Annotated in this window: 13 protein-coding genes; 10 read left to right on the forward strand and 3 right to left on the reverse strand. The window is 64.4% G+C overall.

The features are described 5' to 3' along the window. Positions 1-86: 86 nt before the first annotated feature. A complete protein-coding gene (locus PSH78_RS01505; RefSeq protein WP_305498077.1) occupies positions 87-1,151 on the forward strand; it encodes a transglycosylase SLT domain-containing protein in 1,065 nt (354 codons plus the stop codon). Between the two features lie 220 nt (positions 1,152-1,371). Here the strand turns inward: PSH78_RS01505 and PSH78_RS01510 are convergent, their stop codons facing one another. Next, positions 1,372-2,529: a serine hydrolase domain-containing protein gene (locus tag PSH78_RS01510; RefSeq protein WP_305498079.1), complete on the reverse strand. Its 1,158-nt coding sequence runs from the start codon at positions 2,527-2,529 to the stop codon at positions 1,372-1,374. Between the two features lie 167 nt (positions 2,530-2,696). On the opposite strand from PSH78_RS01510, the gene PSH78_RS01515 reads away from it, so the two are divergent. After that, positions 2,697-3,911 carry a cytochrome P450 gene (locus PSH78_RS01515; RefSeq protein WP_305498080.1) on the forward strand — a complete coding sequence of 405 codons (1,215 nt, stop codon included), beginning with the start codon at positions 2,697-2,699 and terminating at the stop codon, positions 3,909-3,911. A gap of 112 nt (positions 3,912-4,023) precedes the next feature. Here PSH78_RS01515 and PSH78_RS01520 read toward each other — a convergent pair whose 3' ends face one another. Together PSH78_RS01520 and PSH78_RS01525 are read right to left on the reverse strand one after the other, a co-directional pair. Beyond that, positions 4,024-4,620: a GNAT family N-acetyltransferase gene (locus PSH78_RS01520; protein ID WP_305498081.1), complete on the reverse strand. Its 597-nt coding sequence runs from the start codon at positions 4,618-4,620 to the stop codon at positions 4,024-4,026. After that, positions 4,617-5,168: an RNA polymerase sigma factor gene (locus tag PSH78_RS01525; protein WP_305498082.1), complete on the reverse strand. Its 552-nt coding sequence runs from the start codon at positions 5,166-5,168 to the stop codon at positions 4,617-4,619. The genes PSH78_RS01520 and PSH78_RS01525 overlap by 4 nt, the downstream gene beginning before the upstream one ends. A 318-nt stretch (positions 5,169-5,486) precedes the next feature. Between PSH78_RS01525 and PSH78_RS01530 the strand changes: the two genes are divergently transcribed. The 8 genes from PSH78_RS01530 (at position 5,487) to sctR (ending at position 13,806) form a co-directional block, all read left to right on the forward strand. Next, positions 5,487-6,614: a TyeA family type III secretion system gatekeeper subunit gene (locus tag PSH78_RS01530; RefSeq protein WP_305498083.1), complete on the forward strand. Its 1,128-nt coding sequence runs from the start codon at positions 5,487-5,489 to the stop codon at positions 6,612-6,614. After that, a complete protein-coding gene (gene sctV / locus PSH78_RS01535) occupies positions 6,611-8,698 on the forward strand; it encodes a type III secretion system export apparatus subunit SctV (RefSeq protein WP_305498084.1) in 2,088 nt (695 codons plus the stop codon). Before PSH78_RS01530 ends, sctV begins: the two co-directional genes overlap by 4 nt. Before the next feature lie 159 nt (positions 8,699-8,857). After that, a complete protein-coding gene (locus PSH78_RS01540) occupies positions 8,858-9,751 on the forward strand; it encodes an FHA domain-containing protein (RefSeq protein ID WP_305498086.1) in 894 nt (297 codons plus the stop codon). Further along, positions 9,751-11,109: a FliI/YscN family ATPase gene (locus tag PSH78_RS01545; RefSeq protein ID WP_305498088.1), complete on the forward strand. Its 1,359-nt coding sequence runs from the start codon at positions 9,751-9,753 to the stop codon at positions 11,107-11,109. Before PSH78_RS01540 ends, PSH78_RS01545 begins: the two co-directional genes overlap by 1 nt. Beyond that, positions 11,096-11,515 (forward strand): hypothetical protein, encoded by a 420-nt coding sequence (locus PSH78_RS01550; RefSeq protein WP_305498090.1) that lies wholly within the window; start codon positions 11,096-11,098, stop codon positions 11,513-11,515. The genes PSH78_RS01545 and PSH78_RS01550 overlap by 14 nt, the downstream gene beginning before the upstream one ends. Next, positions 11,505-12,059: a type III secretion protein gene (locus tag PSH78_RS01555; RefSeq protein WP_305498091.1), complete on the forward strand. Its 555-nt coding sequence runs from the start codon at positions 11,505-11,507 to the stop codon at positions 12,057-12,059. Before PSH78_RS01550 ends, PSH78_RS01555 begins: the two co-directional genes overlap by 11 nt. Continuing rightward, positions 12,056-13,156, forward strand: coding sequence for a type III secretion system cytoplasmic ring protein SctQ (sctQ, locus tag PSH78_RS01560; protein ID WP_305498093.1), 1,101 nt, complete (start codon positions 12,056-12,058; stop codon positions 13,154-13,156). Before PSH78_RS01555 ends, sctQ begins: the two co-directional genes overlap by 4 nt. After that, positions 13,153-13,806, forward strand: a complete 654-nt coding sequence (gene sctR / locus PSH78_RS01565; protein ID WP_305498095.1) for a type III secretion system export apparatus subunit SctR — start codon at positions 13,153-13,155, stop codon at positions 13,804-13,806. The genes sctQ and sctR overlap by 4 nt, the downstream gene beginning before the upstream one ends. The last annotated feature ends 5 nt before the right edge of the window (positions 13,807-13,811 follow it).

Below are 13,811 nucleotides of genomic sequence, written 5' to 3' on the forward strand. Positions count from 1 at the left end.
GGCGCCACCTCATTCAAGGTTGACCGCCCATGTCCCGATCACTTGCATCTTCGCCAGCTCTGCGATCCATCCCCAAAGGTTTGTCCATGCTGGCCATGGGGACCTTGCTGTACGGATGCCAGCATCTCGAACCGCAGTTGACCATTGGCGACCGTTTCGCCAACGAACCTTACCGCGCGCAGCTACGCTGGCTTGAGCCGGCGCCCACGGACACGATCATCGAGATTGGCGAGTCATTCCCGCAAAGCGGCGGCAGCCTGTGGGCGCGCATGCGCCAGGGATTTTCCTTGCAGACCCGGACCCAGGGCGTGGCCCGCATCGACGAGCAGCGTCGCTGGTTGATGGAACGTCCGGCTTTTCTTACCCAGACTGGCCGTGCCGGTAGCCGTTACCTGCACTTCATCGTGGGCGAGCTGAACAAGCGCAACATGCCCCTGGAGCTGGCTTTGCTGCCGGCGATCGAAAGTGGGTTCAATCCCAATGCACGTTCGCCTGCGCAGGCGTTGGGGCTCTGGCAGTTCATTCCAGCCACCGGACGCCGTTATCAATTGCAACAGCACGGTGACTACGATGAGCGCCGGGATATTCCATCCTCCACCCGGGCTGCCCTGGATTACTTGTCTTACTTGCACGATTACTTCGACGGCGACTGGCTGCTGGCGCTGGCTGCCTACAACGCCGGGGAAGGGCGGGTACGCGACGCCATCACGCGTAACCGCGCCCGTGGCCTGGCGACCAATTACTGGAACCTGTCGCTGCCCGGCGAAACGCAGAACTACGTGCCTCGGCTGCTGGCTTTGTCGCAACTGATCAACACTCCCGCGGACTACGGCGTGAGCCTGGCCCCGATTGCCGACCAGCCGTACTTCCAGATGGTCGCCTTGGCGCAGCCGGTGGACCTGGCGCAGCTGGCGCAGTTGTCGGGGGTGCATGAGCGGGAGTTGCGCATGCTCAACCCGGCCGGCCGTGGCCGCGTAAGGGGGCGTTTGCTGATGCCGGTGGAAGCATCGCGCAAGTTGCTGGCGCAACCGGACATGATCGCCAAGGCCGCGTTGCCCCGGGTCGGCGGTGAAGAGCAAGTCTCTGCTTCTCCTGAGACCGGCGTGGCCGAGCCGCAGGTCGCGGAAGCGGTGGTGCCGCCGGGAGTGTGAGCGGGCTGGTGGCTGTGGGTTTAAGCCCAAAAGTAAATGAATTTGTGGCGAGGGGATTTATCCCCGCTGGGTTGCCCAGCAACCCCCAAAAGGTTGAATGCGATAGACCAGGCATACCGCGGCGGCAGGCTTGGGGGGTCGCTTCGCAACCCAGCGGGGATAAATCCCCTCGCCACAGGTGCTCATACATCCTCAGGCTTGAGCCGAACATCATCCGGTTCTACAAACAATTCATCGCGACATTCGCCAAGCCGCGTGCGCGCGGGTCCATCAGGACGTAGGAGCCGATGGTGTTGCAGGCGAAGCCGAACGCCACGCCGCGCTCCGGGTCGGCAAAGCCGATGGTGCCACCGGCGCCCATGTGGCCGAACGCGCCCGTTCCCATGCCGTAGCTGCCGTTCGCCACGTCCGGCTGGTCGAGCATGATGCCCAGGCCGAAACGGGTGGCTGTCTGGATCGTCGGGTCGTATTCGGCGCTGTGCTCGCACAGCATTTCGTTAAGCAACGGTGATTCCAGCAGGCGTCCGTCCAGCAGGCCGGCGTAGAACGCCGCCAGGCTGCGGGCGTTGCCGTGGCCGTTGGCCGCCGGCTGGGTCATGCGCTTCCAGCCGATTTCGTTACTGCGCCCCAGCACCATCGGCGGATTGGCGAAGGCCAATGAACTCATGGCCGTCGGCTCGTTGAGCACGAACTGCAGCACTCGGCCAAAGGCCTCGTCATCGACGTCGTCCTTGGTGCGCGCCATGTAGGCGCATCGAGCGATGTCCGCGTCGTCCAGGCCCATATGGAAATCCAGCCCGAGTGGCAGCGCCACCCGCTGGCGGATGCTTTGCGCCGGGGCCATGCCATCCACCCGGCGCAGCAATTCACCGAGAATCCAGCCGAACAGCAGCGGCGAATAGGTTTGCTGTATGCCGGCGTCGGCCCAGGGCCGCTCCTCGGCGATCAGGTCGACCATGGTGTCCCAGTCGTAAAGCGTTTCCGGCGCGAGGGGAGTGCGCAACGCCGGTAGCCCGGCGCGATGGCACAGTACCTGGCGCACGGTGATGGACGCTTTGCCGGCGTTGGCGAATTCGGGCCAGTAGCGGCAGACCGGCGTGTCGAGGTCCAGGCGTCCTTCGCCCACCAGCTGCATGATCGCCACGGCGGTGAACGGCTTGGTGCAAGAGAACAGGTTGAGCAGAGTGTCGCGCTGCCATTGGACGTCCGGTTCCGGTCCGGCAATTCCGGCCCACAGATCGATCACCGTTTCGCCGTCGATCTGGATGGACAGGGCGGCGCCGCGTTCGAAAGGGCTTTTCATCAGCTGGATAAAAGCCTCTCTGACCGGCTCGAAGCGAGGGTCACAGTGGCCATGGATGGCAAGTGCATGCGTCATGTCAGCTCCACGCGGGGTTGGGTTTCCCCTTGAGTGACGCTGGCCGGGCAAACGGTTCATCCGGTGACAGGCGATAGGGGGCTGGTGGGCGAGCTTGCTCTGGCAGGGATCTTTTTGCGCCAGTCCAGCCACTCATGGGCAACGATTCCTTCCTCTGGAGAGTGTTCATGGCGTACGAGCGGACCCTTGATTTGAATAGCGACGCGTTTCGCGGCGAGGCTTATCGGCACTATGCGGCGCTGCGCCAGGCGTCTCCGGTGTTCCTCAGCCAGCCCGACGGGCAGTTGCCGATGTGGTACGTCACCGGTGCCCGGGAAGTCGAAGAGGTCCTGCTGGACAACGAGCGCTTCGCCCGTGATCCGTCGCGCATCGATCCGCGGTTCGCGGCGATGCTCGGCGGCGAGCAGTCCATCGCATTTCTCAATGAGCACATGCTCAACCGCGACGGGGAGAGCCATCGCCGCCTGCGTCGCCTGGTCAACAAGGCCTTTACCTTGAAGGCAGTGAACGCCATGCGACCGCGCATCGAGCAAATCGCCGAGACGTTGCTGGACGCAGTGCAGACGAGCGGACAGATGGACGTCGTGAGCCAATATGCCTTTCCTTTGTCGATTACCGTCATCGCCGAACTGTTGGGCGTCCCTGCTCAGGATCGCGACGATTTCCGGCGCTGGTCCCACATGATTGTCCGGCAGGTGGGCCACGACCTGAGCGAACTGCAGCGCTGCTACGAAGAGTTTGCCAGCTACATGCTCGCCTTGATCGAGCAGCGCCGGGCCCAACCGGCCGACGATCTGGTGTCGGCCCTGGCCCAGGTCGAGGAAGAGGGCAGTATGCTCAGCCGGAGTGAGCTGTGCAGCATGATCGCGCTACTGATCATTGCCGGGCACGAAACTTCGGCATCGATGATTGGCAACGCCGTGCACACGCTCGTGCAGCATCCCGAGGCATTGATCCAATTGCGCGATGAGCCGGCACTGATGCCCGACGCGGTCGAAGAGTTCTTGCGTTATGACTCGGCGGTGGAACGGGCCATGGTTCGTTTCGTCACCCGAGACACGGAACTGGCCGGGCAGCGTTTGCAGCGCGGGCAGCTGCTGGTGGCGGTGGTGGGGGCGGCCAATCGTGACGAGGCGATGTGCGCCGATCCGGACACACTGGACATCACTCGCCCGGCCTGCCCGCACATGTCTTTTGGCAAAGGTACTCATTACTGCCTGGGGGCTTCGCTGGCGAGGCAGGAACTGGAGATAGCCTTGGCGACCTTGCTGCGGCGTTGTCCCGGGCTGCAACTGGCGGTGGAGCCCAGCGCCGTACGCTGGCGCTATGTACCCAATTTCAGGGGGCCGGATGTGTTGCCGGTGCGTTGGTCGGTGGACTGACCCGGGTGGCCAGGCGTGGGGCTCGCGGGTGAATTATCGCCACGAGATCAACGATTGCCAGTGCAAAAAATGGCAACGGCTCGCCCGGCCCCTTGCCGGACGAGCCGTTGATTCAAGCCAGGCTGGCCTCCCTTGTCTGCGCAGGTACTGAAGCGCTGACGGGGGTGGTGTCGATAGGCATCAGGTCCAGTCCATAGAGCACCACATCCGCACGTTTGTCAGCGAATCGGGCGATACCCGGGAAACGTCCCCACAGTGTCGCTCCCAATCCTTGCACGCCCCGCTTGCTCGCCTCGTTGTGCTCGATGATCCAGGCCACCAGCGTCTCGAAACCATACCGTCTGGCCAGTACCACGGCGGCTTGGCCGAGGCGAATGCCGACGCCGCTGCCGATGTGGTCGTTGCGCACGTAGATCGATACTTCGCCGGTCAACCGGCAGGCCTGGGCCCCCCAACAGAAGCGGTTGACGATCAACCAGGCGACCACCTCGCCGCCGCGTTCGAGCACGTAGATCGGGTCACCTTCCTTGACGAAACAATCGACGAAGAACGTCATTTCCTTCAGGGAAAACGCTCTGAGTACGGGGGAACTGGTTCCCCCCAGAGCGCTTTCGTTGAAGATATCCGTCATCACCGGCAGGTCATCGGGCGTATAGCGACGCACGCCACGTGGTAGGTCGGCTCGGCTGTTCAAACGATTACTGGTCATGGCCGGGTTTCTCCATAGACGCTTTTCTTGAGTTGTTCACGGGCCCGAAACAAGCGTGAGCGCACGGTGCCGATGGGCACGCCCAGCCGTTCGGCGGCATCGCGGTAGCTGCTCTCGGTGTCCACGGCGGTCCACAAGGTGTCGCGCATATCCTTGGGCAGGGCGTCCATCGCCAGCAGCGTGCGGTCCAGCAGCCGCCGGTTGTCGCACAGTTCACTCAGGTCGATGTCGTCGCTGGATTCGTGAAAATCGCTTTCGTCGAACGTGCTCAGTGGCGGTTGCGCATAGAAACGGCGGAAGTGATTGCGTATCAGGTTCAAGGCAATACCGCATAGCCAGGTGTCCGGCTTGGCCAACCCCTTGAATTTTTCCTGGTTGCGCCAGGCTTCCAGATACGTGAGTTGGATGATGTCGTCGGCGTCGTCCTGATTGAGTACACGCTTTTGCACAAACAGACGCAGCTTACGCTCCTCGCCGAAGCTGACACCGGGCGCACTCGGACGTGTCGGTGAGGTTTGCGGGGGAAGCATGAGGTTCAGGCTGTTCATCAATAAATCCCTCTGAATGGGTTCCCTGGTGTCGACGGGTGTGTCGACGTTTCCCCTTCAGCAGGACCTGTGCCAAGCCGGGTTTAACGCTTATCCGTCTGAAATTTAAGAGATTTTTATTAGTGCAAGTGCTCTATTTGTGCAAGGCCGTGCACGACTTTCCCGACGTCCACTGCATGAAATTGCACCGACCGGCTCTTCGGGAAACGGTCCGCGGACGACTCGGTTGTTCGCTTTAGAAAAGCCGGTGACGGCGATGGAACCGAATGGTGGATCACCGCCACCCACTGAGCGTCCGAAACCACGCTCCCGGCCATCATGAAAGTAGAAGCCCCGACAAATGCGCACATTGCCGCCAATCTCGCCCAGGCCGTTTCGGCGGTCGCGGGCGTTGGCAGGCCTGTCGAGTCGTCGCAGGCCACGCAGTCCAGTTCGATGGAGGAGGTCGGCATGACCTTCAGCCATCATGTGGAACGCAATACCAAGGCGCTGAACCAGCGTCGCATCCGTAACGCCCGCAGCGAGGTGGGCCAGGTGCGGGTCGAGACCCGTGAACAACTGGAGGAGTGGTACGACCAACTCGGCCACCCAGGCAAGCAGAGCCTGGGCGCCATGGCTGCCCAGGCCGGCGTGTTGCTCGGTGGCCAGCCGGTACTTGAAGAGCTGGTGCAATCGACTGGCGGAGATCCGGCCCGCACCGACCTGATCCTGAAGCAGGCACTGCTGGACGCCGAGGCGCAGGGGCGTCTCGTCGAAGCCAAGCGTGCCCGCGACTATCTGCAACTGTTGCGCGAGCGTTATGGCGCGCAGATCCAGGCCGGCATGAACATCGCCGAGGCCCTGCGGGCCTCCGGTGGCGATCCGGAACTGCGCCAGGCGGTACGGCGCCTCTATTACGACACCGTGGTGCTCAAGCAATCCTTGCCGACCATGATGCAGGCGTTGCTTGGCCTGTTCGGCGAAGCGGCATTCGTCTCGGGGCTCGACATGATGCGCCGCGCGCTGGCTGATGACATCGCCGCCCATGCGCCTTCGCGGCCTACCGCTCTGTTACGCACATTGCTGATCGGCCTCGCGGCCTCGACGCAACTGAGCAGCGTGCTGCAAAGCTGTCGCCGTTTGCTCGAGCAACTGGCCTACAGTTGCCCGGCCAGCCAGCTCACGGCCGTGCTGTTGCTCCAGCGCATGCTGGGGTTTGTCAGCAGCGGCCTGTCTTCGGCGGAGGTGCGTCGCATCGGCCGCGAATTGGGCGGCGATCAGGAGCGCGACCAACTGGTCTCCTTGAACGGCTTGTACCCCTTGCTCAAGCGTTTGCCGCTGGCGCTCTGGCGCGATGCCAAAAGCCGCCAGAGCGCGCTGAAGAATCTGCTGGTGCTGCTCGATGAGCGTTCCCGTGGCGAGACCCGTGGACAGACCGCCGAACCGGTCATTGGAGCGCGGCCATGATCGCCATGCTGAACAAAGTCGCCCAGGCGGCGGTGCAACGTATCGAGGTGGCCGGCGCGTTCGTGGTGCTCGGCATCGTGTTCATGCTGATCCTGCCGTTGCCGACGGCGGTGGTCGATGCGCTGATCGCCATCAACATCTGCATCTCCTGCCTGCTGATCGTGCTCTCGCTGTACCTGCCGCGTCCGTTGGCGTTTTCCTCGTTCCCGGCGGTGCTGTTGCTGACCACGTTGTTCCGGCTGGCGCTGTCGGTGGCGACCACGCGCTTGATTCTCCTCCAGGGCGACGCGGGTCATATCGTCCAGGCGTTCGGCAATTTCGTGGTGGGGGGCAACCTTGCGGTCGGGCTGGTCATCTTCCTGATCCTGACGGTGGTCAACTTCCTGGTGATCACCAAGGGCTCCGAGCGGGTCGCCGAAGTCGCGGCGCGGTTCACGCTGGACGCGCTGCCTGGCAAACAGATGTCCATTGACAGCGACTTGCGGGCGAACCTCATCGATGTCAGCGAAGCCCGCCGCCGCCGCGAGGAACTGAACAAGGAAAGCCAACTGTTCGGGGCAATGGACGGGGCGATGAAGTTCGTCAAGGGCGACGCCATCGCAGGCCTGGTGATCGTGGTGATCAACCTCATCGGCGGCTTCTCGGTCGGTATGGTCCAGCATGACATGAGCGCGTCCGACTCGATGCACTTGTATGCCGTATTGACCATTGGCGACGGTCTGATCGCGCAAATTCCGGCCCTGCTGATTTCCCTGACCGCCGGCATGATCATTACCCGCGTCTCGCCGGAAGGACAGCCAGCCGGCAGCAGCGTAGGCAAGGAAATCGCCAAGCAGTTGACCGCCGAGCCCAAGGCCTGGGTCATCGCTTCGGTGGGGATGCTCGGCTTCGCCGCGTTGCCCGGCATGCCGACGCTGGTGTTCATCGTGATTGCCTTGATCACCGGCACGGCGGGCATCATCCAGTTGCATGGCCGGGCAAAACAGGCCCGCCAGGCGGAGCAGTCTGAAACGGTCGTCACGCCGGAACACAATGGCGCCGAGGACCTGCGCAGCTTCGACCCGACCCGGGCCTATCTCTTGCAATTTTCCAAGGCGATGGAAGGCAACCCGGCCGCCGAGGACGTCATCCAGTCGATCCGCAAAAAGCGCAACGCGCTGGTTGCAGGTTTTGGCCTGACCTTGCCGCCCTTCGAGATCGAATACAGCACGCTGCTGGAAGAAGACGAGTTCCGGTTCTGCGTGCACGAAGTGCCGATGTTGCGGGCGACCTTCGGTGACCGCGTGGCGGTGGCGCGCGGGCCGCTGCCATTCGAGCCGCAGGATGCCCGGGTCGGCAGCGAAGTGCGTGACGAGCATCAATGGCTTTGGTTGGCCCCCGACGACCCGCTGCTGGCGGACGAGCGCGTGGAAGCGGTGCCAGCGGGGGAGCTGCTGGTGGAACGCATGAGCCGGGCCATGTTTGCCACCGGTCCGCAGTTCCTCGGCTTGCAGGAAAGCAAGTCGATTCTCAGCTGGCTCGAAGCCGGACAGCCAGAGCTGGTGCAGGAGCTGCAGCGGACCATGCCCTTGGCCCGTTTCGCCGCCGTGCTGCAACGCTTGGCAGGCGAGGGCGTGCCGCTGCGGGCGGTGCGATTGATCGCCGAGTCGTTGATCGAGCATGGGCAGCACGAGCGCGATGTCGGTGCCCTCACCGACTACGCTCGCATCGCCCTGAAATCGCAGATCTATCACCAATACCGTGATGAAGACGGCTTGCACGTCTGGCTACTGACGCCGGAAACCGAAGGGCTGCTGCGCGACGCGTTGCGCCAGACCCAGACGGAAACCTTTTTTGCCTTGGAAAGCGTACATACCCGTGCCTTGGTCTTGCAGCTGCGCGAAGGCTTCCCGTTGCGGGCCAAACGCGTGGCGGTGCTGTTGGTCGCCCAGGACTTGCGCGCGCCGCTGCGTGACTTGCTGCGTGACGAGTTCAATCACGTACCCGTGCTTGCCTTCAGCGAGTTGCACAGCAATGCCCAGGTCAGCGTGCTGGGGCGCTTCGATCTCGAGCAGGAACAACTGCGGATCGAGGACGCCGCATGACGGTTTTTTGCCCTCGGCGCGCGGGCAGCGCTGCCACGGGTAACGAGGTAAATCCAGGCGCGTTCGATGGCCTGGCTGTAACAGTGGACGAGGGCCACCCGTGCCCCGTCGTTCAACCGGATTGTGGGCGCACCCCCGTCGCGCCTTGAGGAGTTGGCCATGTTCGAGCTGCGTGTATTGAGTGGTCTGCACCGAGGTGCGGCGTTGCCGCTGGTGGGCGAGCAATGGGTAGTGGGAGCGGCGGAAGACGCCGACCTGGCGTTATACGATCCGGGCATCTGCGCACATCACGTGGTCCTCAGGCAGGTTCAGGGCCAATGGCTGCTGGACTCGCTGGAGGGGAAGGTCTGTGATGCACAAGGCCAGCCCTGGATCCCCGCCGGGGCGTTGCAAAGCAATGCGCCGTTCTCTATCGCTGGCGTCTGGTTGTGCCTGGCCCCGGCGGATCAGCCCTGGCCTGAAGAAGCAGCCCTGGATGACGCCGCGCACCTGGCGGCAGAGCGCGAACCACAAAGGGCTGCGGCGCGGCCTTCCTGGCCCAAGCGCCTGGGCATCGCTGCCGCGGTGATCACCGTTGCCTCCAGCGCCTGGGCCTTCACCAGCCAGCCGGCACCGACCGTGGCGCCCGGTGCGGTGCAACAGCTCAAGCCGGCCAAGGTGGCCCTGGACACTGTCGAGGCGGTCCGCCTGGAGCTCGATCGCATGCTTCAGGAGCGTGACCTGGATGCCCATGTGCAGACCGAGGTCCAGGACGGCCGACTGGCCCTGGTGGGTGAGTTGCCGCGTCAACGCCTGGCGATGGTCGAACGGCTGGTCGAGCGATTCCATGCCCGCTACGATACGTCGGTCGCGATCACGACCAACGTCAGGGAGCGGCTGAGTCAACTGCCGTTTCAGATCGCCCAGATCGTCGGCGGCAAACATGGCCATGTCGTCACGGCCGACGGCCGCCGGTTGTTTTTGGGCGACCAGATCGATGGGCTGCGCCTGACCGCGATCGATGCCGGCAAGGTCACCTTCGAAGGTGAGCAACGCTACGAGGTCACCTGGTGATGACGCAGGCGGCCATTGCCCGACTGGAAACCTGGGAGGCCGGGCAACGGGCGCATCTGCGCCGGTTCTCGCCGGTCATGGTGCGCGGACAGGTACAGCGGGTCAGCGGCATCTTGTTGCAATGCCGGCTGCCGGGAGCGCAGATCGGTGACCTCTGCCAGGTCGAACGTGACGCGCGCGAGCCGTTGCTCGCCGAAATCGTCGGCTTCGACCGCCACGATGCCTTGCTCAGCGCCTTGGGTGGCCTGGAGGGCGTGCGGGTCGGCGCGGTCGTTGAGCCGCTGGGCATGCCCCATCGGGTGACTGTCGGGCCGCAATTGCTTGGGCAAGTGTTGGACGGCTTCGGTCGGCCCCTGTTGGACGGTGGCGTGGGCGCATTCGCCGGGGCGCAGGTACTGCAGGCCTCGCAAGTGATTGGCGAGGCGCCTGCGCCGACCGCGCGACCGCGCATTCAACAGCCGCTGATGACCGGCGTACGGGCCATCGACGGCCCGCTGACACTTGGCGAAGGCCAGCGTGTCGGGTTGTTCGCCGGTGCCGGCTGCGGCAAGACCACATTGCTGGCGGAGATCGCTCGCAACGTTGACTGCGATGTCATTGTCTTCGGCTTGATCGGTGAGCGTGGGCGCGAGTTGCGCGAATTTCTCGACCATGAACTGGACGATGAATTGCGCGCTCGTGCAGTCCTGGTATGTGCCACCTCCGACCGGTCCAGCATGGAACGGGCCCGCGCGGCATTCACCGCCACGGCCTTGGCCGAGGGCTTTCGCGCTCGTGGCCAGCGCGTCCTGCTGCTCATCGACTCGCTGACCCGGTTCGCCCGGGCCCAACGGGAAATCGGCCTCGCCGCTGGCGAACCGCTGGGGCGCGGCGGCTTGCCGCCTTCGGTCTACAGCCTGCTGCCGCGTCTGGTCGAGCGGGCCGGGTTGAGCAATGAGGGGGCGATCACCGCGCTTTATACGGTGCTCATCGAACAGGATTCGATGAACGATCCGGTGGCGGATGAAGTGCGTTCGCTGCTTGATGGTCACATCGTGCTGTCGCGCAAACTCGCCGAGCGCGGTCATTACCCGGCGATCGACGTGTTGGCCAGCCTCTCGCGAACCCTGGCGAATGTCGCCGAGGCCGAGCACCTTCGAGCGGGCATCAATCTGCGGCGGTTGCTGTCGGCCTACGAGCAGATCGAACTGATGCTGCGCCTGGGGGAATATCAGGCCGGCGCCGACCCCTTGACCGACCTGGCGGTGGAATCCCGCGGTGCCCTGGACGCATTCCTGCGCCAGGACTTGCGTGAGCCGGAGACGTTCACGTCGACATTGGCCAACCTCCAGCAATTGACCGCCTATGTCCCGGGCTGATCTGGACGCCCTGGCGCCGGTGCGCCGGCATCGCGAGGCGCAAGCCGAACGGGCCTGGCGCCAGCAGCGCGAGCTTTTGCGCGAGCGCCAGGCCGCGTTCGCCGCCGCGCGGGCGCGCTGGCAGGTAGCCTGTGAGCAGCAGGCGGCTCAGCGCGAGGCCCTCTACGGCGAGCACCGTGGCCGGGCGCTGAGCATTTGCGAACTCAATGCCTGGAGCACCGAGGAGCGGCGCTTGATCGGCGAACTGGCGGAGCAAGCGCGGGCCTTGCAGGCGCTGGACGAGGAACAGGCGCAGCAGGCACGCCATACCGAAGCCGCGCAGCAGCGATTGCAGGGGCGCAGGCGTGACCTGGAAAAGCTCGGCGCCATGATGGAGTACCTGATGGAGGTCCCCGATGATGAATGAACGCACGGTACGCGGTGGACCGCCGGCTGCATCCGCTCGCCACGCGCCGCGTGTGCATGAGAACGGGCCTGCCCAGGTGAGTCGGGCCACCCGTCCGGCGGCCCGCGAGCCTGCGCCCGCTTCCGAACGCGACCCCGAAGTGATCGCCGGGCGCAGTGACGGCTACTGGTTTCGCCAGTGGGTCGACGCACCTCGGGGCAGTTGCGAGGACGACACCGCCGGCGCCGGCTCCCTGTCAGGGTGGGTGGGCCTGGAGAGCGGCGAAGTGGACGCCTTTGTCGATCAGCTTTCGCCACGGCTGCGGGCCACGCTCGACCAGCAACTGGACCTGCTGCTGCACCTTCCCCACCTGGGGCGGATCAGGGTCTCTGCGCAGCGTCTGGCCGGAACGTCTGGCTGGGACATTGGCTTGAGTGGCGAAACCGCAGAAGTACGTGCGCGGTTATCGAGTCGGGCCGGGCGCCTGGAAGAGGCGTTGGGTCAGAGCCTGGGCCAGCCGGTGACGGTGCGCGTGGCATCCGAAGAGGAGGCGAGTGCGACATGAGCGTACGTGCATTGGCGCTGCGATCGATGTGCAGCGATGACGCCGCCGCCCGGCAGCGCTTGGGGGCTGGCGTCAGTCTGGCGTTCGAGGTGGCCGGCGAAGCGGGCGTGGTGGAGCTGACCCCGGCCAGCGGCGCGGCGAGAGCGACGCCGTTTGTGCTGGAGTGTGCACAAGGTGCCCTGGCCCTCGACGAGCCCGGTCCGGTACTCAGCCTGTTCGGTGAGTGCCCAGTGGTCCTGCCCGCCGAGCCTTGCGCGGATGACACCTGGTTCTGGGCGCTGTTCCAGCAAACCCTGAGCGAGTCCTTGCGACAGGCATTCGGTTTTCTGAGACCGCTGGCCGGTCACGTCGTCGAGGGCATCGCCTGCCGGGTCGAGGTGAAAACAGGCGCGGCGCGTGCCGCGAGCCATCTGCAAATCGCCGGGACGACCCTGCTGGGGGTGCTTGGCGCAGCGCCCTGGCAGCGTCGGAGTGTGCCCTGGGGCGACGACCTTGCGCTGGATGTTCCGCTGCCATTGGGGCACCTGACGTTGGCGGCCAGGCACGTGGCCGCGCTGCGCCCCGGTGACGTGCTGGTTCCGGAGTCCGCCCTGTTCGATTCATCCGGCCAGGGAATCATTCGCCTGGGCCGGCAATGTGCGCGGGTGCGGGTGTACGACCGCGCCGCACCGTTGCGCCTGACCTTGCTCGCTCTGGAGGAGACCGCTATGAACACCACCGCCGACACCGACATCCTGACGCCCGACTGGGACGACACCACTCGCTACGAACCCGACGTCCAGGCACCTGAAGTCGACGAGCAACCAGCGCCTTACCCCGTCGACGCCGATGCCACGCAGGCGCCGGTTGCAGATCCTGCCGCCACCCGCGAGCGTTTCGACGACCTGCCATTGGCGCTGACGATACGTTGCGGCCACTTGAGCCTGACCCTCGGCGAGTTGCGCGACCTTGCACCCGGCTCGGTGCTCCAGGTCCAGGGCGTGGCGCCGGGCGCGGCGGCGTTGTTCCATGGCGAACGGGCCTTGGCCCACGGCGAACTGGTAGAGGTGGATGGCCGGCTCGGTCTGCAAATCACTCGCGTGGATGTCGCTGGATGAGCTTCCAGGGGGTCGACCCCTTTCTGCTGGCGCTGTTCATCGGCGGGATCTCATTGGTTCCCTTGTTGCTGATCATTTGCAGCGCCTTCCTGAAGATCGCCATCGTGTTGACGATTACCCGCAACGCCATCGGCGTGCAGCAGGTGCCGCCGAACATGGCGCTGTATGCCATTGCGCTGGCGGCGACGTTGTTCATCATGGCGCCGGTCGGCCACGACATCGCCGAGGAACTGAAAGAGCGGCCACTGGATTTCAGCAATACCGAGGCGTTGCAGGGTTCTGCCTTGAACGCGGTAAAGCCGCTGCAAGCCTTCATGTCGCGCAATACCAACCCGGACATCCTCACCCACCTGCTGGAAAACACCCAGCGCATGTGGCCCAAGGAACGCGCCGAGCAAGCCAGTCGCGACGACCTGATGCTGCTGATCCCGGCCTTCATGTTGTCGGAGCTCGAGGCCGGCTTCCAGATGGGCTTCCTGATTTACATCCCGTTCATTGTCATCGACCTGATCGTGTCCAACCTGCTGCTGGCGCTCGGTATGCAGATGGTCGCGCCGATGACCATTTCGTTGCCGCTCAAGCTGCTGGTGTTCGTCCTCGTGCAAGGCTGGACGCAATTGCTCGACAGCCTGTTCTACTCCTATCTCTGAGGGCA

It is taken from the genome of Pseudomonas sp. FP198 (assembly GCF_030687895.1).
GTDB lineage: Bacteria > Pseudomonadota > Gammaproteobacteria > Pseudomonadales > Pseudomonadaceae > Aquipseudomonas.

Coding starts and splice junctions, on each gene's coding strand:
- PSH78_RS01530 (WP_305498083.1), top strand. CDS start 5,487: ATGAAAGTAGAAGCCCCGACAAATGCGCACATTGCCGCCAATCTCGCC.
- PSH78_RS01550 (WP_305498090.1), top strand. CDS start 11,096: ATGTCCCGGGCTGATCTGGACGCCCTGGCGCCGGTGCGCCGGCATCGC.
- PSH78_RS01555 (WP_305498091.1), top strand. CDS start 11,505: ATGATGAATGAACGCACGGTACGCGGTGGACCGCCGGCTGCATCCGCT.
- PSH78_RS01540 (WP_305498086.1), top strand. CDS start 8,858: ATGTTCGAGCTGCGTGTATTGAGTGGTCTGCACCGAGGTGCGGCGTTG.
- PSH78_RS01545 (WP_305498088.1), top strand. CDS start 9,751: ATGACGCAGGCGGCCATTGCCCGACTGGAAACCTGGGAGGCCGGGCAA.
- PSH78_RS01520 (WP_305498081.1), bottom strand. CDS start 4,620: ATGACCAGTAATCGTTTGAACAGCCGAGCCGACCTACCACGTGGCGTG.
- PSH78_RS01515 (WP_305498080.1), top strand. CDS start 2,697: ATGGCGTACGAGCGGACCCTTGATTTGAATAGCGACGCGTTTCGCGGC.
- PSH78_RS01510 (WP_305498079.1), bottom strand. CDS start 2,529: ATGACGCATGCACTTGCCATCCATGGCCACTGTGACCCTCGCTTCGAG.
- PSH78_RS01505 (WP_305498077.1), top strand. CDS start 87: ATGCTGGCCATGGGGACCTTGCTGTACGGATGCCAGCATCTCGAACCG.
- sctQ (WP_305498093.1), top strand. CDS start 12,056: ATGAGCGTACGTGCATTGGCGCTGCGATCGATGTGCAGCGATGACGCC.
- sctR (WP_305498095.1), top strand. CDS start 13,153: ATGAGCTTCCAGGGGGTCGACCCCTTTCTGCTGGCGCTGTTCATCGGC.
- PSH78_RS01525 (WP_305498082.1), bottom strand. CDS start 5,168: ATGAACAGCCTGAACCTCATGCTTCCCCCGCAAACCTCACCGACACGT.
- sctV (WP_305498084.1), top strand. CDS start 6,611: ATGATCGCCATGCTGAACAAAGTCGCCCAGGCGGCGGTGCAACGTATC.